Annotated in this window: 17 protein-coding genes, 1 tRNA gene and 1 other RNA gene; 10 read left to right on the top strand and 9 right to left on the bottom strand. The window is 70.1% G+C overall.

The annotated features are described in order from the left end of the window. Positions 1-256 precede the first annotated feature (256 nt). Entirely contained in the window at positions 257-1,030 is a 774-nt protein-coding gene (locus tag VNR19_RS17265) for a hypothetical protein (RefSeq protein ID WP_325728502.1), read from the top strand. A 190-nt stretch (positions 1,031-1,220) separates the two neighbouring features. Then, positions 1,221-1,724: a DUF3145 domain-containing protein gene (locus tag VNR19_RS17260; protein WP_325032675.1), complete on the top strand. Its 504-nt coding sequence runs from the start codon at positions 1,221-1,223 to the stop codon at positions 1,722-1,724. Positions 1,725-1,904: 180 nt separating this feature from the next. On the opposite strand, the gene VNR19_RS17255 is transcribed toward VNR19_RS17260, so the two are convergent. The 6 genes from VNR19_RS17255 to aceE form a co-directional block, all read right to left on the bottom strand. After that, positions 1,905-3,143 (bottom strand): beta-ketoacyl-[acyl-carrier-protein] synthase family protein, encoded by a 1,239-nt coding sequence (locus tag VNR19_RS17255; RefSeq protein ID WP_325728501.1) that lies wholly within the window; start codon positions 3,141-3,143, stop codon positions 1,905-1,907. Positions 3,144-3,219: 76 nt separating this feature from the next. Beyond that, entirely contained in the window at positions 3,220-3,468 is a 249-nt protein-coding gene (locus tag VNR19_RS17250; RefSeq protein WP_325728500.1) for an acyl carrier protein, read from the bottom strand. Positions 3,469-3,533: 65 nt separating this feature from the next. Further along, positions 3,534-4,535, bottom strand: a complete 1,002-nt coding sequence (locus tag VNR19_RS17245; protein ID WP_325728499.1) for a beta-ketoacyl-ACP synthase III — start codon at positions 4,533-4,535, stop codon at positions 3,534-3,536. Further along, complete coding sequence (locus VNR19_RS17240) at positions 4,532-5,464, bottom strand: ACP S-malonyltransferase (protein ID WP_325728498.1); 933 nt, start codon at positions 5,462-5,464, stop codon at positions 4,532-4,534. The genes VNR19_RS17245 and VNR19_RS17240 overlap by 4 nt, the downstream gene beginning before the upstream one ends. A gap of 102 nt (positions 5,465-5,566) precedes the next feature. Beyond that, entirely contained in the window at positions 5,567-6,784 is a 1,218-nt protein-coding gene (locus tag VNR19_RS17235) for a PucR family transcriptional regulator (protein ID WP_325728497.1), read from the bottom strand. Positions 6,785-6,792: 8 nt separating this feature from the next. Then, the gene (gene aceE, locus VNR19_RS17230; RefSeq protein WP_325728496.1) at positions 6,793-9,522 is read right to left on the bottom strand and encodes a pyruvate dehydrogenase (acetyl-transferring), homodimeric type; all 2,730 of its coding nucleotides are present in this window, start codon (positions 9,520-9,522) and stop codon (positions 6,793-6,795) included. A 176-nt stretch (positions 9,523-9,698) separates the two neighbouring features. On the opposite strand from aceE, the gene VNR19_RS17225 reads away from it, so the two are divergent. The 4 genes from VNR19_RS17225 to VNR19_RS17210 all read left to right on the top strand — a co-directional run bounded on the left by VNR19_RS17225 (position 9,699) and on the right by VNR19_RS17210 (position 12,712). Then, positions 9,699-9,771: transfer RNA gene (locus VNR19_RS17225), tRNA-Val, on the top strand. Between the two features lie 46 nt (positions 9,772-9,817). Next, the gene (locus VNR19_RS17220; RefSeq protein ID WP_325728495.1) at positions 9,818-10,549 is read left to right on the top strand and encodes a zinc ribbon domain-containing protein; all 732 of its coding nucleotides are present in this window, start codon (positions 9,818-9,820) and stop codon (positions 10,547-10,549) included. Further along, a complete protein-coding gene (locus VNR19_RS17215) occupies positions 10,546-10,995 on the top strand; it encodes a reverse transcriptase-like protein (protein ID WP_325728494.1) in 450 nt (149 codons plus the stop codon). The genes VNR19_RS17220 and VNR19_RS17215 overlap by 4 nt, the downstream gene beginning before the upstream one ends. Further along, entirely contained in the window at positions 10,982-12,712 is a 1,731-nt protein-coding gene (locus VNR19_RS17210) for a bifunctional 3'-5' exonuclease/DNA polymerase (protein ID WP_325728493.1), read from the top strand. The genes VNR19_RS17215 and VNR19_RS17210 overlap by 14 nt, the downstream gene beginning before the upstream one ends. 5 nt (positions 12,713-12,717) lie before the next feature. On the opposite strand, the gene VNR19_RS17205 is transcribed toward VNR19_RS17210, so the two are convergent. Then, complete coding sequence (locus tag VNR19_RS17205; protein ID WP_325728492.1) at positions 12,718-14,448, bottom strand: DUF4012 domain-containing protein; 1,731 nt, start codon at positions 14,446-14,448, stop codon at positions 12,718-12,720. Between the two features lie 54 nt (positions 14,449-14,502). Next, the gene (locus VNR19_RS17200) at positions 14,503-15,114 is read right to left on the bottom strand and encodes a cell wall protein (protein WP_325728491.1); all 612 of its coding nucleotides are present in this window, start codon (positions 15,112-15,114) and stop codon (positions 14,503-14,505) included. Between the two features lie 215 nt (positions 15,115-15,329). On the opposite strand from VNR19_RS17200, the gene rnpB reads away from it, so the two are divergent. Beyond that, positions 15,330-15,699, top strand: an RNA gene (rnpB, locus tag VNR19_RS17195) — RNase P RNA component class A. Between the two features lie 106 nt (positions 15,700-15,805). Here the strand turns inward: rnpB and ppgK are convergent. Next, entirely contained in the window at positions 15,806-16,576 is a 771-nt protein-coding gene (ppgK, locus tag VNR19_RS17190) for a polyphosphate--glucose phosphotransferase (RefSeq protein WP_325034092.1), read from the bottom strand. An 86-nt stretch (positions 16,577-16,662) separates the two neighbouring features. On the opposite strand from ppgK, the gene VNR19_RS17185 reads away from it, so the two are divergent. From VNR19_RS17185 to VNR19_RS17175, 3 genes are read left to right on the top strand one after another with little or no spacing between them, the layout of a single operon-like run. Next, positions 16,663-16,893, top strand: a complete 231-nt coding sequence (locus tag VNR19_RS17185; protein ID WP_325034091.1) for an SPOR domain-containing protein — start codon at positions 16,663-16,665, stop codon at positions 16,891-16,893. Between the two features lie 36 nt (positions 16,894-16,929). Further along, the gene (gene glnA / locus VNR19_RS17180; RefSeq protein WP_325034090.1) at positions 16,930-18,267 is read left to right on the top strand and encodes a type I glutamate--ammonia ligase; all 1,338 of its coding nucleotides are present in this window, start codon (positions 16,930-16,932) and stop codon (positions 18,265-18,267) included. A 10-nt stretch (positions 18,268-18,277) separates the two neighbouring features. After that, positions 18,278-21,277, top strand: a complete 3,000-nt coding sequence (locus tag VNR19_RS17175; protein ID WP_325728490.1) for a bifunctional [glutamine synthetase] adenylyltransferase/[glutamine synthetase]-adenylyl-L-tyrosine phosphorylase — start codon at positions 18,278-18,280, stop codon at positions 21,275-21,277. The last annotated feature ends 21 nt before the right edge of the window (positions 21,278-21,298 follow it).

Raw genomic sequence — 21,298 nt, 5'->3', positions numbered from 1 at the left:
CGCCCTCGCCGCCGCACGCCGCGTCGGCGAACCCAACACCGAGGAGGTGATCGAACCCGACCTCCGGGCCCTCACAGCCTGACCACGACACGAAGGATCACACGATCACCGATACACCACGTCCCAGGACTTGACCGGTCCGGCACGCGGTTTTCCACGGTCACGCCGCCAGGATGGGCGCGGGAGGCGCGGGTAGGCTTGCCTCAGTCGGGCCTGTAAAAACGTGCTGGCCCGCTGACCGAAAGGCAATCCGTTCATGGGTTACATCAAGTGTGAGGCGCTCGAGGAGACCGGCTACGTCGTCCTCGACCGCTACAACCAGGAGCTCGACCCCAAGGAGTGGCTCGACATCGAGTACGTCGACTGGAAGTCCTCCGGCGACACCCGCTTCGCGCCCCTCGCGAGCGCCAAGGGCGAGATCGAATGCAACGGCTTCTGGAACCACAAGCCGCCGCGCACCGACAAGGACGGCGTCTGGATCCCGTCGCAGGTCGAGAAGGCTCCGAACCTCGTACGCCGCGCGCAGGAGCCCGGTGCCAACGTCGGTCGATGCCGCGTCATCGAGCTGCAGCCGACGCCGTACGGCGAATGCCTCTACAACCTGCACCAGGACGACAACAACCGCCTCAACCCCGACGGGACCGGCTGGGTCGTGCGCGGGTTCTTCAACCTCACCGACGACAAGGACAGCTTCTTCGTCCTGCGTGAGAACCGCACCGACCCGGAGGGCGAGGTGCGCATCGCGCTTCCCGCCGGCGCGCAGCTCATCATCGACACGCAGCGCCTGTGGCACGCCGCGACGCACGTCGGCACCGAGCCGCGCTACTGCCTCATCACGTCGTGGACGTCGGGCCCCGAGCTCGACGCCTACATCGAGAAGTACAACGGCGTGAACCACGTCGAGAGCGTCCACGTCCCGCAGGACGTGCTCGAGGCCGGTTACGCCGAGCAGGCGCGCAGGGACGCCGCTCGTGCCGCCTACTATGCGGCGAAGGGCCAGGCCGAGGTCCGCGCCATGAGCGAGGCCTGATCTCGTCGATCCTCCACGTCGGCCCCGGTTCCCGGACCGGGGCCGACGTGCGTCCGGGATTGCGCGACACGGAATGACATCCTTGTGATTCCGCTCGTTTCGCAGGCATAATGGCCCCAGCACAACCGAACACCGCCGCCCTCCGTATCAGGTCGTTGGGGAAGACGTACCTGGACGAAACGGAGACATCATGGCGACACCTCAGGCGCGTGGCGTGGTCTTCATCCACTCTGCGCCACGAGCGCTGTGCCCCCACCTCGAGTGGGCGGTCGGGCGTGTGCTCGGGCGAGCGGTGAGCTTCGATTGGACCGACCAGGCTGTGCTCGCGGGCAGCCGCCGGGCCGAGTTCTACTGGACCGGACCCGCCGGCACGGGCGCCGCCCTCGCGACCGCCATCCGCGGCTGGGAGCACTTGCGCTTCGAGGTGACCGAGGACCCGACGCCGCGCAGCGACGGCGGCCGTTGGCTCCACACGCCCAGCCTCGGCATCCACTACGCCCAGACCGACTCCGCCGGGAACGTCGTCATCGGCGAAGACCGCATCCGCTACGCCATGGAGCTCGCGGCGGGCGACCCGCGCGAGTTGGAACGCGAGCTCAAGGTCGCACTCGGCTCGGCGTGGGACGACGAGCTCGAGCCCTTCCGTCACGCGAGCGACGACGCACCCGTCGTGTGGCTGCACAAGGTGGGGTGATCAGCGGGCGCGCATGAGCGCGCGAACAGGCTCCCGGGGCGCGGTGAGGCGCGAATACCGGATGCCGGAGATCGAAGTCCCGGCGCTGGGAAGGCGAATCGCCGCCCTCGGAGCAGACGAAGATCCCCGGGCGTCAACAGCGAGCAGCACGCCCGGGGATCTGTCTTCGATTGCGCGAGTTCAGACGGACGCGAACGCCGCCACGGCGTTGTGGCCGCCGAAGCCGAACGAGTTGCTGATCGCGAGCTGATCGCCGTCGCCCAGGGCGACGGGCGAGCCGGAGATGCGGAACGGCACCTCGGGGTCCTGCTGGGTCACGTTGATCGTCGGGGGAGCCTGGCGGTCGCGCAGTGCGAGCACGGTGAAGATCGCCTCGAGCGCGCCCGTGCCGCCGAGCAGGTGCCCGGTCGAGGCTTTCGTCGCCGACACGGGGATCTCGTCGACACGGTCGCCGAACACCGTCTTCAGCGCGACGTACTCGTTCGGGTCGCCCACGGGGGTCGAGGTCGCGTGCGCGTTGATGTGCGTCACGTCGTCGGGGGAGGCATCCGCCATCTCGAGGGCCATGCGCACCGCCCGCGACGCGCCCTGGCCCTCGGGGTCGTTCGCCGTGATGTGGTACGAGTCGGCGGTGACGCCGCCGCCGACGACCGCGGCGTAGATCTTGGCGCCGCGGGCGCGCGCGTGCTCCTCGGTCTCGAGGATGAGCACACCGGCGCCCTCGCCCATGACGAACCCGTCACGGTCGACGCTGCACGGGCGGGAGGCGGTCTCGGGGGAGTCGTTGCGACGCGAGAGCGCCTGCATCGACGAGAACGCCGCGACCGTGATCGGGTGGATCGCCGACTCGGTGCCGCCCGCGATCACGACATCCGCAAGGCCGGCCTGCAGATGCTCGTACGCGTTCACGATCGACTCGGTGCTCGACGCGCACGCGCTGGCGACCGTGCGGGCGTATGCGCGCGCGTTGAAGTGGAGGGACAGGTTGCCGGCGGCCGCGTTCGGCATGAGCATGGGCACCGTCATCGGCATGACCCGGCGCGGGCCCTTCTCGCGCAGCGCGTCCCACGCATCCAGCAGAGTCCACACGCCGCCGATGCCAGTCGCGAAGTCGACGCCGAGCCGCTCGGGCTCGACCTCGGGTGCGCCGGCGTCCGCCCACGCTTCGAGTGCCGCGACCATCGCGAATTGCGACGCAGGGTCGAGGCGCTTCGCCATGGGGCGCTCCAGCACCGTGTCGGGCCGCACCTTCGCCTCGGCGGCGAACGTCACGGGCAGCTCGTACTGCGAGACCCAGTCGTATTCGAGCGTGTGCGCTCCCGAGACGCCGTCGAGCAGGGCCGACCAGCTCTCGGGAGCGGTGCCTCCGAGGGGCGAACTCGCTCCGATGCCGGTGACGACGATGCGCTTGGTGCTCATGAAGTGGTTCCTCGTGGTCGTGGGCAGGGGGCACAAGGGGCGGGCGGGCGCACTGTGCGCACCCGCCCGCGTGCCCTCAGGACTGGTTGGACGTGATGTATTCGACGGCGTCGCCGACGGTCTTGAGGTTCTTGACCTCGTCGTCGGGGATCGTGACGCCGAACTTCTCCTCGGCATTGACGACGATCGTCATCATCGAGATCGAGTCGATGTCGAGGTCGTCGGTGAACGACTTCTCGAGCGCGACCTCGTCGGCCGAGATCCCCGTCTCGTCGGTGATGAGCTCGGCGAGTCCGGCGAGGACCTCTTCGTTGGTGAGTGCCATGGTTTCTCCTTCTTGGGTGGTCGGGGCCCGTGGGCCAGTTCAGTCTAGGGTCGGGCGTGGAGCGCTCACGGGAGCGCGACTACCTGCGCGGCGAAGACGAGTCCAGCCCCGAAGCCGATCTGCAGGGCGAGTCCGCCGCTGAGCTCGGGGTGCTCCTGGAGCAGCCGGTGCGTCGCGAGGGGGATCGAGGCAGCCGACGTGTTGCCGGTCGTCTCGATGTCGCGCCCGATCACGACGGTGTCGGGCAGCTTCAGCTGCTTCGCGAACTCGTCGATGATGCGCATGTTCGCCTGGTGGGGCACGAAGGCGGCGAGATCGGATGCCTCGACCCCCGCGGCCTCGAGGGCCTGGCGTGCGACCTTCACCATCTCCCACACAGCCCAGCGGAAGACCGTCGGACCCTCCTGGCGCAGCGTGGGCCACGGCGCGGCTCCGTCGCGGAACTCGACGAGCGTGTGGTTCATGCCGACCGCGTCCGCCTTCGAGCCGTCGGAGCCCCACACGGTCGGGCCGATGCCCGGGGTGTCGCTCGGGCCGATGACCACCGCGCCCGCGCCGTCCCCGAGCAGGAACGAGATGCTGCGGTCGGTGGGGTCGACGACGTCGCTGAGCTTCTCGGCGCCGATGACGACGGCGTACTTCGCCGCGCCCGCGCGGATCAGGGCGTCGGCCTGTGCCACCCCGTACGCGAACCCGGCGCACGCGGCGTTGAGGTCGTATGCCGCGGCCGGATTCGCGCCGATGCGGTCGGCCACGATCGCCGACACAGACGGCGTCTGCTTCGGGTTGCTGATCGTCGCGACGATCACGAGGTCGATGTCGGACGGGTCGACGCCCGACTTCTCGACGGCCTCGGTCGCGGCATCCGTCGACAGCTCGATCGCCGTCGTCTCCTTCACCGCGCGCGTGCGCGTGATGATGCCCGTGCGCTGGCGGATCCACTCGTCGCTGGAGTCGATGGGGCCGACGAGGTCCTCGTTCGGCACGGCGATCTCACCGCGCGCCGCTCCGTACGAGTAGATGCGGGTGTGGGCCGCCCCTTGGGGCTGGATGACGCCGGCGGTCATGCTTGTGCTCCGTTCTCGGCGGCGCCGAGCAGCTCGGCGGCCGCGCTCAGGTCATCGGGGGTCTTGACGGCGACGGCCGGAACGCCGCGCAGCGCCCGCTTGGCGAGCCCCACGAGCGTTCCGGCGGGTGCGAACTCGATGATGCCGGTCGCACCGGCCGCCGCGAAAGCATCCATGCACTTGTCCCACCGCACGGGCGCGGCGACCTGGGCCACGAGGAGGTCGAGCGCGTCCTTGCCGCTCGTGACGACGGAGCCGTCGCGGTTCGTCCACACGGTGGCGGTGGGGTCGGATGCCGCCACTTCCGCCGCGGCCTCGCGGAGCGTCTCGACCGCGGGCGCCATGTAACGCGTGTGGAACGCCCCCGCGACCTGCAGCGGGATCACGCGCGTGCCGGCGGGCGGGTTCTCGGCGAGCGCCGCGAGGGCGTCGAGTGCGCCTGCCGCGACGATCTGGCCGCCGCCGTTGTAGTTCGCGGGGGTCAGGTCGAGCTCGGTGAGCCGCGCCACCACGGCGTCCTGGTCGCCGCCGATGACGGCGCTCATGCCCGTCTTCTCTGCCGCGGCCGCCTCGGCCATCGCGCGTCCGCGGATGCCGACGAGCCGCATGCCGTCGGTCGGCGTCAGAACGCCCGACGCGATGAGCGACGCGATCTCGCCGACCGAGTGCCCCGCGAAGCCCTGCGGCTTCGCCTCGGACCGTTCGGAGAGCGCAGCCCACGACAGGATTCCGGCGGCGACGATGAGCGGCTGGGCGACCTGGGTGTCGCGGATGCGGTCGGCATCCCACTCGGTGCCGGCCGCGACGAGATCGACGCCGGCGGCCTCGGAGAAGGCCGCCAACTGCTCGCGCGCCCCCTCGAGCTCGAGCCAGGGGGAGAGGAATCCGGGTGTCTGCGACCCCTGACCGGGGAAGACGGCGATGATCACCATCCCATCCTGCCAAGGATCTCGCGTCTCATCTGGCGGCTTCCGCACAAGATCGACGGAGTCCTTTGTGCGTGCCGCACAGGCCCGGGGCGTCGGAAAGCGTCAGTGGGCGGGTCTGCGCGTGGCCGCAGTGCGGCGGCGCGTGGCATCCGTGCCGATGGATCCGAGGATCAGCGCGGTCTGCAGGATCAGCGCCTCACGCGCCCCCGTCGCGTCCCATCCGATGACGTCGGACACGCGCTTGAGGCGATAGCGCACGGTGTTCGGATGCACGAACAGCTCGCGCGCCGTCGCCTCGAGCGAGCGGCCGTTGTCGAGGTAGCTCCACAGCGTCGTGACGAGGTCGGCGCTGTGCGCCTGCAGGGGGCGGTAGATGCGCTCGACGAGGGTCTGCTTCGCGAGCGGGTCGCCCGCGAGGGCGCGCTCCGGCAGGAGGTCGTCGGCCTCGACGGGGCGCGGCGCATTCCGCCACGCCCGTGCGACCGCGAAGCCGGCAAGCGCGGCTCGGGCGCTCTGGCCCGCGTCCACCAGCGCCGGAACGGTCGGTCCGAGCACGAGGTGCCCGCTGCCGAAACCGGGTTCGAGACGGTTCGCGATGTCGAGGAACGGCAGGTCGGTCGGAGTGTCGTCGGAGCGACCGGATGCCTCGGCGCGCCCGATCACGAGCACGAGCCGCGACCCCTGCACGCCCACGAGCACGTCGACCCCGAGCTTGCGTGCCGTGCGGCGCAGCTGGTCGATGTCGAACTGGGGTGGGGTCGTCCCCACGAGCACCGAGACCTCGCCGTGTCCGTGCCAGCCGAGGGCGGCGATGCGGCTCGGGAGCTCCTCGTCGGCCTCGCCGGTCAGGATCGAGTCGACGACGAGCGCCTCCAGGCGCGCGTCCCACAGCCCGCGCGCCTCCGCGGCGCGTGCGTAGACGTCGGCCGCCGCGAAGGCCACCTCGCGCGAGTAGAGCAGTATCGCCTCGCGCAGATGCTCGCCGCGCCCGGCGACGCGCTCCTCGGTGACCTCGACAGTCACCCGGATGAGCTGAAGCGTCTGCTGCAGGCTCACGCTGCGCAGCAGCTCACGCGGGGCGGCGGCGAAGATGTCGGCGGCGATCCACGGCGTCGAGTTCGGCTCGTCGTACCACTGGATGAACGACGTGATGCCCGCCTGCGCGACGAGGCCGACCGCCGATCGCCGTGCGGGCGGCATCTCGGCGTACCACGGAAGCGTCTCTTCGAGACGCTTGATGGTCGCCGTCGCGAGATCGCCCGAGATGCGGCGCAGCCACGCCAGCGTCTCGGTCTTGTCGAACGGCGTCGTCTCGGGCATCGCCCGGGTCAGCTCTCGCCGCCCGCGTTGCCGCTCGTGCCTGCCGTCACGTCATGCAGGCGGTACTTCTCGATCGCCTGCGCGGCGAGGCCGCGGTCGACCTTGCCGTCGGCCGCCAGCTCCTGCAGCGTCTTCACGACGATCGACGGACCGTCGATCTTGAAGAAGCGGCGCGCGGCCGGACGCGTGTCGGAGAAGCCGAAGCCGTCCGCGCCGAGCGTCGCGAATCGGTTCGGCACCCACGGGCGGATCTGGTCCTGCACGGCGTGCATGAAGTCGCTCACGGCGACGACGGGTCCTTCGGCATCGCGCAGCTTCTCGGTGAGGTACGCGGTCTTGGGCTCTTCCTCGGGATGCAGGAAGTTGTGCTCGTCGGCGGCGAGGCCGTCACGACGCAGCTCGCTCCACGAGGTCACCGACCACACGTCCGCCACGACGCCCCAGTCCTCCTTGAGGAGCTGCTGCGCCTCGAGGGCCCACGGCACGCCGACGCCCGACGCGAACAGCTGCGCGCGCGGGCCGTCGCCCTCGCCCACGGAAATGCGGTGGATGCCGCGGACGATGCCGTCGACGTCCACGCCTTCGGGCTCGGCCGGCTGCACGAGCGGCTCGTTGTAGACCGTCAGGTAGTACATGACGTTGGGGTCGGGGTGCGTGCCGCCGTACATGCGGTCGAGACCGGCGCGCACGATGTGCGCGATCTCGTAGCCGTAGGCGGGGTCGTAGGCGACCGTTGCGGGGTTGGTCGACGCGAGCAGCAGCGAGTGGCCGTCGGCGTGCTGCAGGCCCTCACCGGTCAGCGTCGTGCGGCCGGCCGTCGCGCCGATGATGAAGCCGCGCGCCATCTGGTCGCCTGCCGCCCAGAACGCGTCGCCCGTGCGCTGGAAGCCGAACATCGAGTAGAAGATGTACACCGGGATGAGCGGCTCGCCGTGCGTCGAGTACGACGTTCCGGTCGCGGTGAACGCCGCCGCGGCGCCGGCCTCGTTGATGCCGACGTGCAGGATCTGGCCCTGCGGGCTCTCCTTGTAGGCCAGCAGCAGATCGCGGTCCACCGACGTGTAGTTCTGACCGTGCGGGTTGTAGATCTTCGCCGTGGGGAAATAGGCGTCCATGCCGAACGTGCGCGCCTCGTCGGGGATGATCGGCACGATGCGGTGGCCGAAGTCCTTCGCCCGCAGGAGGTCCTTCAGGAGGCGGACGAACGCCATCGTCGTGGCGATCTCCTGCGAGCCCGATCCCTTCTTCGGCAGCGCGTACGCCTCGTCGCCGGGAAGCTGGATGCCGACGTGGTGCGTCCGGCGCTCGGGCAGGAAGCCGCCCAGTGCGCGACGGCGCTCCAGCATGTACTGGATCGTCTCGTCCTCGGGGCCGGGGTTGAAGTACGGCGGCTGGTACGGGTTCTCCTCGAGCTGCGCGTCGCTGATCGGGATGCGCATCGAGTCGCGGAACTGCTTCAGGTCGTCGAGCGTCATCTTCTTCATCTGGTGGGTCGCGTTGCGGCCCTCGAAGTGGTGACCGAGACCGTAGCCCTTGATCGTCTTGGCGAGGATGACCGTCGGCTGACCCTTGTGCTCGACCGCCGCCTTGTACGCGGCGTACACCTTGCGGTAATCGAGGCCGCCGCGGCGCAACTTGCCCCAGATGTCGTCGTCCGACCAGTCCTTCACGAGGGCGGCCGTGCGCTCGTCGCGCCCGAAGAAGTGCTCGCGGATGAACGCGCCGTCCTCTGCCCGGTACGTCTGGAAGTCGCCGTCGGGCGTCGTGTTCATGAGGTGCACGAGGGCACCGTCCACGTCCTTCGCGAGCAGCTCGTCCCAGCCGGAGCCCCACACGACCTTGATGACGTTCCAGCCGGCGCCGCGGAAGAAGCTCTCGAGCTCCTGGATGATCTTGCCGTTGCCGCGCACCGGACCGTCGAGCCGCTGCAGGTTGCAGTTGACGACGAACGTGAGGTTGTCGAGGCCCTCGTTCGCCGCGATCTGAAGCTGGCCGCGGCTCTCGACCTCGTCCATCTCGCCGTCGCCGAGGAACGCCCACACGCGCGACTCGGACAGGTCCTTGATGCCGCGGTTGGTGAGGTACTTGTTGGTCAGCGCCTGATAGATGGCGTTGATCGGCCCGAGACCCATCGACACCGTGGGGAACTGCCAGTACTCGGGCATGAGACGCGGATGCGGGTAGGACGGCAGTCCGTTCGGGAACTGCGACTTCTCCTGACGGAAGCCGTCGAGCTGCTGCTCGGTGAGACGGCCCTCGAGGAACGAGCGCGCATAGATGCCGGGGGACGCATGGCCCTGGATGAAGACCTGGTCGCCGCCCGAGGGGTGGTCGAGGCCCTTGAAGAAGTGGTTGAAGCCGACTTCGTACAGCGAGGCCGAGGAAGCGTAGGTCGAGATGTGGCCGCCGACGCCGATGCCGGGGCGCTGCGCGCGGTGGACCGTCAGCGCGGCGTTCCAGCGGATCCAGCGGCGGTAGCGGCGCTCGAGCTCCTCATCGCCCGGGAACTCGGGCTCGTTCTCGGGCGCGATCGTGTTGATGTAGTCCGTGGTCGGGACCTGCGGGACGTTCAGCTGGAGCTCGCGCGACGTCTGCAGGAGGCTCAGCATGATCTCGCGGCCACGCGAACGCCCGTTGGCGTCGACGAGCTGCTGCAGCGACTCCTGCCATTCGGCGGTCTCCTCCGGGTCGCTGTCGAGCGGTTCCTGCGAGTACGGATCCTGGTCGTGGACAGTCACAGAAGAGACCTTTCGTCGTCTGGCAGATCATGCCAGTCCCTGCGGTTCGAGGCGTGTCGGGCTTTGTTCGCTTCTGACAACGCACCGTCTTCCAGCCTAGCGAGTTCCGGGGCGTTCGGATCGCTCGGGAGGCGGATGCGGGGTCTGCGGCGCCTCGAATCGTAGACTTGCCACAAGGGCCTTTAGCTCAGCTGGTAGAGCGCCACGTTTACACCGTGGATGTCGTCGGTTCGATCCCGGCAGGGCCCACCGCTCGTTCTCCGCCGCGTCCGCCGCCCGCGATAGGTTGGTCAGCGTGAACGCCAGCCCTGCCGACCAGCGCCGTCTTCTCGACATCGCCGATCTCGACGCCCGAATCCGACAGGCCGAGGCCACGCGCAAGAACCCGCCCCAGGCGGCGCGCGTCAACGAGCTCCTGGCACGCCGCCAGGAGCTGTCGCAGGAGCTCTCCGCACGCCTCGGCGTGCGCGACGACCTGCGCGCCGAACTCGCGCGCATCGAGTCCGACGTCGCCGTCGTCGACGCGCGCCGCGCGCGCGACACCGAACGGCTGGCCGCCACGAGCAACGTGAAGGAGGCGCAGGGCTATGAGAGCGAGCTCGCATCGCTCGCGCGCCGCAAGAGCGACCTCGAAGACGCCGAGCTCGAGGTGATGGAGCGCCTCGAGCAGGCCGAAGCGGCGGTCGCCGAGCAGGAGGCGCTCATCGCCGAGACGAACAAGCAGGGCGCCGAGCTCAGCGCCGAAGGCAAGCGCGTTGTCGCCGAGGCATCCGCTGCGCTCGAATCCGCCACGCGCGACCGCGCTGCGATCGCAGACACCATCCCGGCCGACCTCCTCGCCCTGTACGACCGGTTGGCGACGCGCAACGCGGGGGCCGCGCTCCTGCGACGCGGCACGTGCGAAGGGTGCCACATGGTGCTCGCGGGCACCGACCTGCAGGCCGTGCGCCAAGCGGCCGAAGACGCCGTCGTGACGTGCCCCGAGTGCGGGTGCATCCTCGTGCGCACCGAAGAGTCCGGCCTGTGAGCGCGCAGCGCCGCCTCATCGTGGAGGCCGACGGCGGCTCGCGCGGCAACCCCGGCACGGCGGCCGGCGGGGCGGTCGTGATCGACGCCGAGACAGGCGAGGTGCTCACCGAGATCGGCGCGTACGTCGGCATCGCGACGAACAACGTCGCCGAGTACACCGGCCTCATCGCGGGACTCGAGGCGGCGTTCGAGCGCGACCCCGAGGCATCCGTGCTCGTCCGCATGGACTCGAAGCTCGTCGTCGAGCAGATGACCGGCCGGTGGAAGGTCAAGCACCCCGACATGCAGGTGCTCGCACGCCGCGCGCAGGCGCTGATCGCCGATCGCGACGTCACGTTCGAGTGGGTGCCTCGGCTGTCGAATGCGAGGGCGGATGCCGCGGCCAACGCGTCGATGGACCGGCGCGAGTCCTTCCGCCGCGAGCTCGGCGATGGAAACGCCTGAGACGGTCCCGCCCGCGTGGATCGTCGTCGGCCGTGCGGCCGGGGGAGTGGAGGCGCTCGAGCTCGACGCCGATGGCCGTGAGCTCGACCGCACGACCGTCTCCCGTGCGGAGTTCCCCGCGTGGGTCGCCGCCCGCGAGGCCGCGCACCGCCCGCGTTGGGTGTGGAGCGACGCGCCCGCGTGGTACAGCGCGCTGCTCGATGCCGGGGTGCGCGTCGCTCGCTGCCATGACCTGCGGTTGTGCCACGCGATCCTGCGCGACTCGGTGCTCGTGACGGATGACGCCGGCCTGAGGCGTGCCGTCGAGTGGGACGCGGCGACGCACGCGGGGGCGGCCGACGACGCATCCGCGCTATTCAGCTTCGACGAGGAACCGGCGGGCCCGCCCGATGACCTCGCGTCCGCCACCGCGGAGTTCGAACGACAGCGGCACGCCATCGCGCGTTCGCGCGATGCAGGACGCATCCGCCTCCTCACGGCTGCAGAGTCGGCGGGAGCGCTCATCGCGGTCGAGCTGCGCGCGGCGGGCCTCCCGTGGGATGCGGCGACGCACGACGCGATCCTCGTCGAGACGCTCGGCGAGCGACCGCCCGGCGGCGGGCAGCCCGCGCGCATGGAGGAACTCGCGCGCCAGGTGCGGCTCGCACTGGGCGACCCGGCGGCCTCGCTCGATTCGCAGCCGAAGCTCCTGCGGTCGCTGCACCGCGCGGGGATCCTCGTCGAGACCACCAGTCGGTGGGAGCTCGCCGAGCAGCGGCATCCGGCGATCCCGCCCCTGCTCGAGTACAAGAAGCTGTCGCGCCTGCTCACGGCCAACGGCTGGGCCTGGCTCGAGGAATGGGTGCGCGATGGGCGCTTCCGCCCGGTGTACGTGCCCGGAGGCGTCGTCACCGGACGCTGGGCGTCGTCGGGCGGCGGCGCGCTGCAGCTGCCGCGGATGCTGCGCACCGCCGTGCGCGCCGATCCGGGGTGGCTGCTCGTCGTCGCCGACGTCGCCCAGCTCGAGCCGCGCGTGCTGGCGGGGATGTCGTCGGATGTCGCGCTCGCCGACGCCGCTCGGGGGAGGGACCTCTACTCGGGCATCGTCGATTCCGGCATCGTCGAGACGCGTCAGGAGGCGAAGATCGCGATCCTCGGGGCGATGTACGGCGCCACCACGGGCGACAGCGGGCGCCTCGTGCCGCGCCTGCGGCGCACCTTTCCGCGCGCGATGACGCTCGTCGACGAAGCCGCTCGCGTCGGGGAGGACGGGGGAGTGGTGACGACGTGGCTCGGTCGCAGCTCACCTCCGCCGTCAGAGGACTGGCGCGCGGAGCAGTCCCAGGCGACGCAGGCCGACGCATCCGCCGCCGACCAGACGCGAGCGCGCCGTCGGGCCCGCGATCGCGGTCGGTTCACGCGCAATTTCGTCGTGCAGGGGACCGCCGCGGAGTGGGCTCTGTCGTGGCTCGCCGACCTGCGCGGACGCCTCGACCGCATGGCCGTCCCGAGCGACGCCGCGGAGGCGCCGCGGTCCGGGCCGGTGTTCGCGCGGCACCCGCATCTCGCGTTCTTCCTCCACGACGAGGTCATCGTGCACACGCCGGCGGCGCTCGCCGAGGAGGTCGCCGTCGCGGTCCAGGAGTCCGCCGCGACCGCCGGGCGCCTGCTGTTCGGCGACTTCCCCGTCGACTTCCCCCTCGAAGTGCGCATCTCGCGCACCGCCGACAAGAGCTGACGGGGTCAGCGGCAGGACGCCTCGATGTCTTTGATCGTCGGCTCGCGCAGCAGCGGCGTGTGCAGGAGATCGGGGTTCACGTCGCCCGTGCCGCTCGCGACGAACCGGAACTCGATCGTCTTCGACTCGCCGGGAGCCAGCGCGACGCGCGCGACGCTCGACGGGAATCCGCTCTCGGTCGCGAGGCGCGTGCGGCTCAGCTCGCCGTCGATGCGGACGCCGCCGACGAACGATCCGGCGGGTCCTGCCGCCGTGACGTTCGTCGCGATGTGTCCTCGTGGTACGCCTGCCAGGCCGGCGCCGGTCATCGTGTCGGAGAACCGCTCGCCTGCGTCCTCGGGCGCCTCGTTCGTCAGCGTCACTTCGACGACCAGATCGTGCCGCCCGTCGGAGCGGCAGTCGAGCTCGACAAGACCCATCTCGACGCCGAGGAACAGATCGAGCTTGCCCGCCGTCGCGTCGTTCAGATAGATCGACACCGCAGGGTCTGCGGACTCGTGTCGTGCGGCCGGACCGGCGAGCAGAGTGCCGTCGAAGACCGCCCGCTCCTCGGGACGCGCGCTCCACACCGAGATGCGCCCTTCCTCGATCGGCTTCATGAGCGCCTCGCCCCACTTGAGGGGCGACAGCGAGGCCGACATCGCATGCGAGAAGACGTTCCGCGTGATCGCTCGCTGGAACGCCGTCTGCTGCTCGCCGTCCATCGTCAGGTACGGCTCGGTGAGCAGGATGTCGACGAGATTCTCCGGAGCGAGCGTGCGGCCGTCGTCGAGGGGGATCGGTCCGATCGCGCCGAGCATCGCGGCGAGCGCCGGCACGTCGACCGACACGACCGTGTCGGGGGCCGCATATCCCGCGCTCGTCCACCACGCGACCGCGAGCTCGGCGGTGAGATCGAAGTCGGACGGCATCGTGGTGTTCTGCACCCACTCGCCCGCGACGTCGCCGTAAAGGTCGACCACCGCCTCGGGGAGCTCGATGATCGGCTCACCCAGCACGGGGAACACCGCTGCGTCGGTCTGGGCGGCGATGGAGATGCGTCCCTCGGATGCCGAGAGCAGGATGAACGAGCCGCTGATGCCGCCGCCGGTGCGCAGCTCAGCGCCGTTCTGCACCATGACGAGGATCTGACGAGGCTCTTCGGAACCCAGCATGGACGGGAGGGCCCGAGCGGCGCGGTCGAACGCGTCGACGATCGGGGCGGCATGACCGACGAAGTCCGCGAGCGTCGTCACGCCCTCCGAGACCGGGCCGAGGAGCTTCGAGGGGTCGATGCTCCCCAGTTCCGTCGCGGCGGTCGTGAACGTGCCCGCCGCCGCGGAGAGCGGCTCCTGCGCGGCGGCCATCATCGCGAGGTCGAATTCGCCGCCCGCCGATCCGGACTCCTGCACCTGCCGGACGATGTCCGTGAGGGGGAGCACTGCCGTGCCGGTGAGCGCGTCGAGGTTCTGCGACACGATGCGCACCGCCGCGAAGTTGGCGCCTACGACGGGCATGGCTTCGGCCATGGCCCACATCGGCTCGCCGGTCAGCTCCGCGGCACGGGCCGCGTGCTCGCTCGTTTCCTCGGCGACGGCCTCGAGCGCGTCGAGATCGCGGATCTCGGTCGCGGCCTTGGCCTGCTCGACGAGCGGGATGAGCGCTTCGAGCTCATCCTTCACGAGCCAGGCACGCCAGCCGATCCAGACGAGAGACAGGATGAATGCCCCGAAGAGCACCCAGGAGACGACGAGCACCCCCCGAGTGCTCCCCAGGGCACGTCGCACTGAGGAGAACAAGAGCCACCCGCCTCAGTTGCGGGGGCGCCGCCGCAGCACGAACAGGCTGAGGCCGGCCGCCAGCACAAGGCCGCCGATGATCGCGGTCGGCAGCACGAGCTGACTCATGCCCGTCGACGACAGCACACCGGCGGTCGACGGATTGCGCGGGTTGGCGTTGCACACGGGCGTCGCGGGCGGGTACGACAGCGCGACCGCGAGCTCCGGGTTGACGCGGAGGAACGCGGTGATGTCCCCGCGCGTCCACGCGAAGTTGCCGTCGATCTCGATCCACTCGCCGTTCTCGAATGCCCAGCCCGGCCAGCCGTTGGCCACACCGTTGTCATCGACGGATGCGCCGGGCCACAGGATGCGGCCGCTCAGCTGGTTGTTCACCAGCGTGCCCAGGAAGATCTCGACGGTGTTCACACCGTCGGTGATCACGAGGTAGACCTCGTCGCTGGTCGACTGGTTGTCGGGATCGGTGAGAGTGACGTTGTAGGAGATCCACGGGACGTCGCGTTCGCACTCGCCGACCGCGAACGACCCGGCGAGCGTCGGCTCGTCGGGGTTGTCGGGCGTGTAGCTCGTGCTGGTCGGCGACGGGGCCGGTGGTTCAGGATCTACGGCGGCCGAGGCGCCCACCGGCGCCAGAAGAAGCAGTGATGCAGACAATGCGGCAGCAACGACGAATTTACGCATGTCGAGTCCCCAGTAATTCGACAGTGACCTCCCCCAGATGGAGGTGCTACGAAGCACGGTACTACAGATCGGGTCCCGACAGCAGAGAATCGCTCACAATCTCATTTCAGGCTGCCTCAAGTCAATTCAGGTCTCACCTATAGAATCCAGGGTGCGAATGGGTCGGCCGGACGGTCGCGTCGCGCGCGGGATTCCCGCGTCGCGCCGAGGAACGTCCGGGCTCCGCAGGGCAGGGCGGTGGGTAACACCCACCCGGAGCAATCCGCGAGACAGTGCCACAGAAAGCAGACCGCCCCGGCTCGGCCGGGGTAAGGGTGAAAGGGCGGTGTAAGAGACCACCGGGGTCGCGGTGACGCGACTCGCACGGCAAACCTCGCCCGGAGCAAGGCCAGACAGGGGACGATGACGCGGCCCGCCGAGTCCCCGGGTAGGCCGCTGGAGCGGCACGGCAACGTGTCGCCGAGAGAGATGACCGTCGACGGGGCTTCCGCCCCGGAACAGAACCCGGCGTACAGGCCGGCCCATTCGCCTCCTCGTCGCGGGGTTGCCCCGCGAGCCGACGGCTACCGCTCGTCGCCGGCCGAAGCTGCGGCGCGATGCTGATTGGTCGCGGGGTTGCCCCGCGAGCCGACGGCTACCGCTCGTCGCCGGCCAAAGCCGCGGCCCCTATGATCCCCGCGTTGTTCCGATGCACAGCCGGGACGATCCGCGTGTTCAGCTTCAGGAGGGGCAGGAACTGGTCGGCGTGCTTCGACACGCCGCCGCCCACCACGAAGAGGTCGGGGGTGAAGAGGAACTCGAGGTGCCCGTAGTACCACTGCAGGCGCTTGGCCCATGCCTCCCACGAGAGGCTGTCGCGCTCCATGGCGGAGTACGCGGCATACGCCTCGGCATCTTTGCCGTGCTTCGCGCGGTGCAGGTGGCCCAGCTCCGTGTTCGGGACGAGGACCCCGTTGTAGATGAGCGCCGAGCCGATGCCGGTGCCGAGCGTCGTGAGGAGCGTGAGGCCCCGCTGGCCCTTCGCGGCGCCGTACCGCACCTCGGCGACCCCGGCGACATCCGCGTCGTTCGCGAAGTGGATGTCCCGGCCGAGTCCGTCCTCGAAGAACTTCTCGGCCTCGAAGCCGATCCACTTGTCCGACACGTTCGCCGCCGACAGCGTGCGCCCGTCCTTGACGATCGCCGGGAACGCGACGCCGAGCGGGGTGTCGTCCGCATCGTCGACGCCGAGCGTGTCGAGAACCTCGCGCACGGCCGCGAGGACGTCTTCGGGTTGCGCGCCTTTGGGGGTCGCGACCTTGATCCGGTCGCTCGTCAGCTCGCCGGATCCGAGATCGACGATCGCCCCTTTGATGCCTGTGCCGCCGATGTCGACTCCGACCGCCTGACGCTTGTGCCCTGCCATGGGCCCAGCCTATCCAGGTGGGTCGGGGCGGTCAGTAGGATCGACCCCAGCGGCGCGGACGCGCCCGGCGACCGACGGAGGCTGACGTGACGAGCGGCGAAGAGAAGTACTGGTACGTGTTCGCGACCGGCAAGGTCGAGAAGGGCTTCGAGTCGCCGGCCGTCGATCGCGCGGGCCCGTTCGACACTTATGAGGAGGCCGCGAACGCGCCGGAGCTCCTCAAGGAGCGGTCGAAGGCCTGGGCCGAGGAAGAGGCCCGAGACGACGACTGGGGCGCACCGGCCCACGATGACGGAAGCGGCGACGCGGACAAGTAGTCTGACCGGGGGCCCGGAGGGCCGGGAGAGGATGCGATGGACAAGCAGCGGGACTTCGTGTTGCGCACGATCGAGGAGCGCGGCGTCAAGTTCGTGCGCCTGTGGTTCACGGACGTCATCGGAACGCTCAAGTCGGTGGCGATCGCCCCGGCCGAGGTCGAAGGCGCCTTCGCCGAGGGCCTCGGCTTCGACGGCTCGGCCATCGAGGGGCTGACGCGGTCGTACGAGTCGGACCTGCTGGCGCATCCGGACCCCACGACGTTCCAGATCCTCCCGTGGCGCGGTGAGATCGACCCGACCGCGCGCATGTTCTGCGACATCACGACGCCCGACGGGCAGCCTGCCGTCGCCGACCCGCGCCACGTTCTCAAGCGCGCGCTTGCGAAGGCGGCCGACGCGGGCTTCACGTTCTACACGCACCCCGAGATCGAGTTCTACCTGCTCAAGTCGTCGTCGTTCGGCGCCGACGGTCCCGAGCCCGTCGACTCCGCGGGGTACTTCGACAACGTCCCGGGCGGCACGGCGCACGATTTCCGCCGCCGGTCGGTGCGGATGCTGGAAGACCTCGGCATCTCGGTCGAGTACAGTCACCACGAGGGCGGTCCCGGCCAGAACGAGATCGACCTGCGTTACGCCGACGCCCTCGCGACCGCCGACAACATCATGACGTTCCGCACGGTCGTCAAAGAGGTCGCGATCGAGCAGGGCGTGTACGCGACGTTCATGCCGAAGCCCCTGAGCGGCCAGCCGGGGAGCGGCATGCACACGCACATGTCGCTCTTCGAAGGAGACGTCAACGCGTTCTACGAAGAGGGCGCCCAGTACCAGCTGTCGAAGATCGGCCGACAATTCATCGCAGGCCTGCTCCGTCACGCGAACGAGATCTCGGCCGTCACGAACCAGTTCGTCAACTCGTACAAGCGTCTGTGGGGCGGCGACGAGGCACCGAGCTTCATCTGCTGGGGGCACAACAACCGCTCGGCGCTCGTGCGCGTGCCGCTGTACAAGCCGAACAAGGGGCAGTCGTCGCGCGTCGAGTACCGCGCGCTCGACTCCGCCGCCAATCCGTACCTCGCGTTCGCGCTCATGCTCGCCGCGGGCCTCAAGGGCATCGAGGAGGGCTACGAGCTGCCGCCCGAGGCGGAGGACAACGTGTGGTCCCTCACGGATGCCGAGCGCCGCGCCCTCGGCTACGCGCCGCTTCCGGCGAGCCTCGACCACGCGCTCGAGTACATGGAGGAGTCCGAGCTCGTCGCCGAGACGCTCGGCGAGCAGGTCTTCAACTACGTGCTGCTCAACAAGCGCAAGGAGTGGCAGGAGTACCGCTCGCAGGTCACGCCCTTCGAGCTGAAGAGCAATCTCGAGATGCTCTGATCCGCACGGCATGTCGCTCGATCGGTCCGGACCCCTCACCGAACTCGCCCGTCTCGGCTTCAGTGAGCTGGGCACAGCCGACGCCGAGCTGACCGAACTCGGCGAGTTGATCGGAGCGCCTCGTGCATCGCTGATCGAAGGTGCGGGCCGGGCGGCCGATCCGGATGCCGCCGTCGCAGCCCTGTTGCGCATCGCGCGCCGCGATCCGGAGCCCATCCGCGGTCTCCGCTCCGACGGCGACGGCTGGGCGGCGCTGTGGGCCCTCGTGGGGGCGTCCACGGGCTTCGCGGACTTCTTCCTGCGGCATCCGCAGGAAGTGTCCGCGCTCGCGGGGCAGGGGCGGCGACTGCCGACGGCCGGCGAGCTGCGCGCCGAGCTGCTCGACGCGGTCGGCGCGGAGGACGGCTTCGCCGAGAGCGGGGGAGATGAGGCGTGGGTCGCGCTGCGCGTGCGGTACCGCCGCATGCTCGCCCGGATCGCCGCCTACGACCTGCTGAGCGCGTCGCCGGTCGATGAGGTCGTCGGGGTGGCGGCGGCGCTGGCGGATGCCGCGGGCGCCGCGCTCGAGGCGTCGCTGAGCGTCGCGCGTGTCCGCGTGTCGCGCGGCGTCGGGGCGGCGGGTCTGTTCCCGCGTGAGCAGGTCGCGCGCACGTCACTCGCGATCATCGGAATGGGCAAGGCGGGCGCGCGTGAGCTCAACTACGTGAGCGATGTGGACGTCATCTTCGTGGCCGGCGCCGACGACGAGCTGCTCGACGAGATCGGCGAGAGCCGCGTCGTCGACATCGCGACGCGCCTCGCGGTGCAGACGATGCGGGGAATCTCGGGCATCGAGGTCGAGCCGCCGCTGTGGGAGGTCGACGCGAATCTGCGGCCCGAGGGAAAACAGGGCGCGCTCGTGCGGACCCTCGCCTCGCATCTCGCGTACTACGACCGCTGGGCGAAGAGCTGGGAGTTCCAGGCTCTTCTGAAGGCGCGTCCGCTCGCGGGTGACGCGGAGCTCGGTGAGGCGTACGTGCGCGCCGTTCAGCCGAAGGTGTGGACGAGTGCTGCGCGCGAGAACTTCGTCGACAGCGTGCAGCGCATGCGCGAGCGCGTGACCGACCACATCCCGGCCGCGGATGCCCCGTACCAGCTGAAACTCGGGCCCGGCGGCATCCGCGACGTCGAGTTCACGGTCCAGCTGCTGCAGCTCGTCCACGGTCTGACCGACGACCGCATCCGCCAGCGCGGCACTCTCGAAGCGCTCGACGCGCTCGTGACGGAGGGCTACATCGGCCGGGCCGAGGCGGCGACGTTCTCACGCGACTACCGTGTGCTGCGCCTGCTCGAACACCGCGTGCAGCTGCGCAACCTCAAGCGCACCCACCTCATGCCGTCGCGGCCCGAGGAGCTGCGGATCCTCGCGCGTGCGACGGGGCTCGCCGAGACGGGTCAGGCGGTGTGGCAGCAGTGGGAGGCGATCAAGCGCGAGGTGCGCGACATCCATGTGCGCCTGTTCTATCGCCCGCTGCTGTCGGCGGTGGCGGCGCTGCCCGCCGAAGAGCGCGTGCTGTCGACCGAACAGGCGCACGACCGTCTCGCGGCGATCGGGTTCGCCGACCCGGCTGGGGCCCTGCGGCACATCGCCGCGCTCACGGCGGGCCTCAGCCGCAAGGCGACGATCCAGCGGCACCTCATGCCGGTCATGATCCGATGGTTCGCCGACGGCGTCGATCCGGATTACGGCCTGCTGGCGTTCCGTCGGATCAGCGAGCGCCTGGGCGACACCCATTGGTTCCTGCGGATGCTGCGCGACTCGTCCGGCGCCGCCGAGAGCCTCACGTACGTGCTGTCGGGCTCGCGTTACGTCGGCGAGCTCATGGAGTGGATCCCCGAGTCGGCGGCGTGGCTGGCCGATGAGGAGCAGCTGCGTCCGCGCACCGGCGTCGCCCTGCAGGAGGAGGCGCGCGCGATCCAGCGCCGCCACGCGACCGTCGACGACGCGATGCGATCGGTACGTGCGCTGCGCCGCCGCGAGCTGCTCCGGACAGCCATGGGCGCGCTGCTGGACGTGCTGACGATCGACGACATCTCCAAGGCGCTCACGACGATCACCGAGGTGACGATCCAGGCGACTCTGCGCGCGGTGCGTCGCGAGATCGTGCCGCCCGAGGACGAAGCGCTCGACTTCTCGATCATCGCGATGGGGCGGTTCGGCGGGGGAGAGCTGGGCTTCGGCTCGGATGCCGACGTCATGTACGTCTATCGCCCGAACGGCGTCGACCCGCAGCGCGCCCACGAACTGTCGATGCAGCTCGTCGCGGCTCTTCGCAAGCACTCCGAGGATCACCGCGTGCCCCTCGAGCTCGACGCCGATCTGCGTCCCGAAGGTCGCAACGGGGCGCTCGTGCGGTCGCTCGACTCGTACGCGGAGTACTACCGGCGCTGGTCGCTGTCATGGGAGGCGCAGGCGCTCCTGCGCGCCCGAGGCATCGCGGGGAGCGTCAAGCTCATCACCGCCTTCACCGAGCTCGCCGACGAGGTGCGATACCCCGCCGACGTCGATCCGCACGGGCTACGCGAGATCAAGCGCATCAAGGCGCGCGTGGAGGCGGAGCGCCTCCCGCAGGGCGTCGACCCGTCCCGCCACCTCAAGCTCGGTCCTGGCGGGCTGAGCGACGTCGAGTGGCTCGTGCAGCTCATCCAGCTCCAGCACGCCCACGCGATCCCCGAGCTGCGGACCGCGTCGACGACGGAGGCGCTCAAGGCCGCCGAGAGCGCGGGACTCATCACCGACACCGCCGCCGACCGACTCTCCGCGGCGTGGCGCCTCGCGAGCCGGCTGCGCTCCGCGAACACGCTCCTTTCGGGGCAGACGAGCGACGTCCTCCCCGTCGACCGCCGGAAGCTCGACGGCATCGGTCGGCTCCTCGGCTACCCGCCCCGCTCCGCGTCACGTGTCGAGGACGACTGGCTCGGCACGTCCCGCCGCGCGCGGCGCGTCTTCGAGAAGCTGTTCTACGGCTGAGGCGGACGTGAGGGGTGACGG

This window comes from Microbacterium sp. (assembly GCF_035556355.1).
Lineage (GTDB): Bacteria > Actinomycetota > Actinomycetes > Actinomycetales > Microbacteriaceae > Microbacterium.
This window is presented reverse-complemented; position numbering and strand designations above follow the sequence as displayed.

What these genes read in the sequence shown, in the direction of transcription:
- VNR19_RS17245 (WP_325728499.1), bottom strand. Translation starts at nt 4,535, where the DNA reads ATGACCGCCGGCGTCATCCAGCCCCAAGGGGCGGCCCACACCCGCATC.
- glnA (WP_325034090.1), top strand. Translation starts at nt 16,930, where the DNA reads ATGGACAAGCAGCGGGACTTCGTGTTGCGCACGATCGAGGAGCGCGGC.
- VNR19_RS17265 (WP_325728502.1), top strand. Translation starts at nt 257, where the DNA reads ATGGGTTACATCAAGTGTGAGGCGCTCGAGGAGACCGGCTACGTCGTC.
- VNR19_RS17260 (WP_325032675.1), top strand. Translation starts at nt 1,221, where the DNA reads ATGGCGACACCTCAGGCGCGTGGCGTGGTCTTCATCCACTCTGCGCCA.
- ppgK (WP_325034092.1), bottom strand. Translation starts at nt 16,576, where the DNA reads ATGGCAGGGCACAAGCGTCAGGCGGTCGGAGTCGACATCGGCGGCACA.
- VNR19_RS17255 (WP_325728501.1), bottom strand. Translation starts at nt 3,143, where the DNA reads ATGAGCACCAAGCGCATCGTCGTCACCGGCATCGGAGCGAGTTCGCCC.
- VNR19_RS17250 (WP_325728500.1), bottom strand. Translation starts at nt 3,468, where the DNA reads ATGGCACTCACCAACGAAGAGGTCCTCGCCGGACTCGCCGAGCTCATC.
- VNR19_RS17175 (WP_325728490.1), top strand. Translation starts at nt 18,278, where the DNA reads ATGTCGCTCGATCGGTCCGGACCCCTCACCGAACTCGCCCGTCTCGGC.
- VNR19_RS17235 (WP_325728497.1), bottom strand. Translation starts at nt 6,784, where the DNA reads ATGCCCGAGACGACGCCGTTCGACAAGACCGAGACGCTGGCGTGGCTG.
- VNR19_RS17210 (WP_325728493.1), top strand. Translation starts at nt 10,982, where the DNA reads ATGGAAACGCCTGAGACGGTCCCGCCCGCGTGGATCGTCGTCGGCCGT.